This is a genomic window from Streptomyces sp. SM1 (genome assembly GCF_002910825.1).
Classification (GTDB): domain Bacteria; phylum Actinomycetota; class Actinomycetes; order Streptomycetales; family Streptomycetaceae; genus Streptomyces; species Streptomyces okerensis.
Genome location: NZ_NEUB01000973.1, coordinates 1 through 2,122 on the forward strand (window position 1 = coordinate 1; position 2,122 = coordinate 2,122).

Here is a 2,122-nt window from a genome sequence, read left to right on the forward strand (position 1 = left end):
TGACCTTCCCCTCGTAGCGTAGAGGCCGTGACTGCAGGGGAAGTTGGGAGTCATGGCGGAGAAGAGGCGGAAGTTCGACGCGGAGTTCCGTGAGGGGGCTGTGCGTATCGTGACCGAGACAGGCAAGCCGCTCGCGCAGGTCGCGAGGGAGCTGGGGATCAACGAGACCACGTTGGCCAGCTGGGTCTCTCGCGCCCGGCGGAACGGTGCGGCTGCTGGCGGGCGGAGCGAGAGCGTCCAGGAGGAACTGGAGCGACTGCGCAGGCGCAACACCGAGCTGACCAAAGAGAACAAGGAACTGGCCATGGAGCGTGATGTCCTCAAACGCTGCATGGTCCTGTGGGTGAAGTAGCTGTGGCGGACCCGGCGGCTCTCGTCGGGGTGATCAGCGACCAGAGGACCGGGCACGGCATCCCGCACACTGTCTCCTGCCGCGCGCTCGGCGTATCCGAGGCGTGGTTCCACAAGTGGCGACGTCGCCCGGCCGAGCCGACGAAACGCGAGGTCAGACGGGCGATGCTGGAGGAGAGGATCACGTACTTCTTCCGCCGCTCGGGCGAGACCTACGGGTCACCGAGGATCACGCTGGACCTGTGGGCCGCGGGCTGGCAGGTCTCGGTGAACACGGTCGCCGAGATCATGGCCGAGCTCGGGCTCCAGGGCCGTAAACCGCCCCGCAGGCGCCGCTCGCTGACCCGGCAGGGCAAGCGCAAAGCGGCCCCTGACCTGGTGCACCGCCACTTCGACGCGGTCTCCCCAAACGTCCTATGGGTGGGCGATATGACCGAAATCGAGACCGGGGAGGGAAAGTTGTACCTGGCCACGGTCATCGACCTGTTCTCGCGCCGACTGCTCGGCTATGCGATGGGTGCGCATCACGACGCTGCCCTGGTCGCCGCGTCGCTGAAGATGGCCGCCACCACGCGCGGCGGCGATGTGGACGGCGTGATCTTCCACTCCGACCGCGGCAGCGAATACACCAGTCAGGCGTACAACGAGCTGTGTGACCGGCTGGGCGTGGTGCAGTCCATGGGGCGGGTCGGGTCGGCGCTGGACAACGCCGCCGCGGAGTCGTTCAACTCGCTGATCAAGGTCGAGTACATCCACCGGCACCAGTTCGCCACCCGGACCGAGGCCCGGCTGAAGATCGCCACCTGGATCACCGGCTTCTACAACATGCGCCGCAGACACTCCGCGGCCGGCGGGCTACCGCCGGTGGAGTTCGAACAGATCATCAGCGAAGCACGCGCCAGCCACCATCAGGAGGACCTGGCCGCATAAGGAAGGTCTCTACGCTTCCAGGGGATTGACACGTCTGTCAACGTCGGCGGCGGCACGTGGTCCTACGGCGTGGGCTGTTGCAGCGTGTGGTCGAACTACAAGCACCCGAGCGTCAACCACTCGTCTTCGGTGCACGGCAACTACTGGTCTTACAGCGCCTGCACCTCGCCCGGCTCCTGGTCTCTCGCCTCGGCGGAGGTGGACAGCTCTTCCGTTGGCTCGTCCTACTGGGACAAGGGCTGCACGAAGTAGTCCTGCGTCGGCCGGGGGTCGAGGTAGCTCCGCTACCTCGACCCCCGGCCGGCTTGCGGTTGCATGATGATTGAGTCTTTCCCGGTAAGCGCCCGTCGCTCGCTGTGATCGCGATGCTTGCGCTGCGGCCCGTGCGGTCCCCAAGTCCGGGCAGACGTAAGGCCCCTGGTAGGAACGATCTTGCGACGGATTGTTCTGACCGAGGGGCCTCACGTGCCGACCAGTGTCACATACACCGCGGTGCTCGATGTGAAGCGGTCCACCGCCGAGCACCTGGCCCGGCTGCTGCGCGATCACCGCGTCGCGGCCGGAACCCGCAGGGGCAGGCGTGCGCTGGGCTGCTTCCCGCAGGCGGTGCTCGTCCTGCGCTGGTTCATCGACGGCACCCGCCTTTCCCAACTCGCCCGCGACAACGGCCTGTCGGCCTCCACCGCATACCGCTACCTCCATGAGGGGCTGACCGTTCTGGCGGCCGGGGCACCGGACCTCGCCACCGCGTTGGAACGCGCGAAGGCGGCCGGGCTGACGCATCTGAACCTCGACGGCACCGTCATCCGCACCGACCGCGTCGCCGCCCCCGGCCCCAACG

General features: G+C 67.3%; 3 protein-coding genes and 1 pseudogene. All 4 read left to right on the top strand.

Annotated elements, in window-relative coordinates; all coding sequences use genetic code 11:
* Positions 1–52 precede the first annotated feature (52 nt).
* Positions 53–352, top strand: coding sequence for a transposase (locus B9S61_RS34200; protein WP_103543739.1), 300 nt, complete (start codon positions 53–55; stop codon positions 350–352).
* Positions 340–1,281, top strand: coding sequence for an IS3 family transposase (locus B9S61_RS42915; protein ID WP_258039777.1), 942 nt, complete (start codon positions 340–342; stop codon positions 1,279–1,281). The genes B9S61_RS34200 and B9S61_RS42915 overlap by 13 nt, the downstream gene beginning before the upstream one ends.
* A gap of 24 nt (positions 1,282–1,305) precedes the next feature.
* Positions 1,306–1,533, top strand: a complete 228-nt coding sequence (locus B9S61_RS34210) for a lactococcin 972 family bacteriocin (protein ID WP_103545660.1) — start codon at positions 1,306–1,308, stop codon at positions 1,531–1,533.
* A gap of 213 nt (positions 1,534–1,746) precedes the next feature.
* Positions 1,747–2,122 (top strand): annotated as a pseudogene (locus tag B9S61_RS34215) (IS5/IS1182 family transposase); the annotation flags it as partial.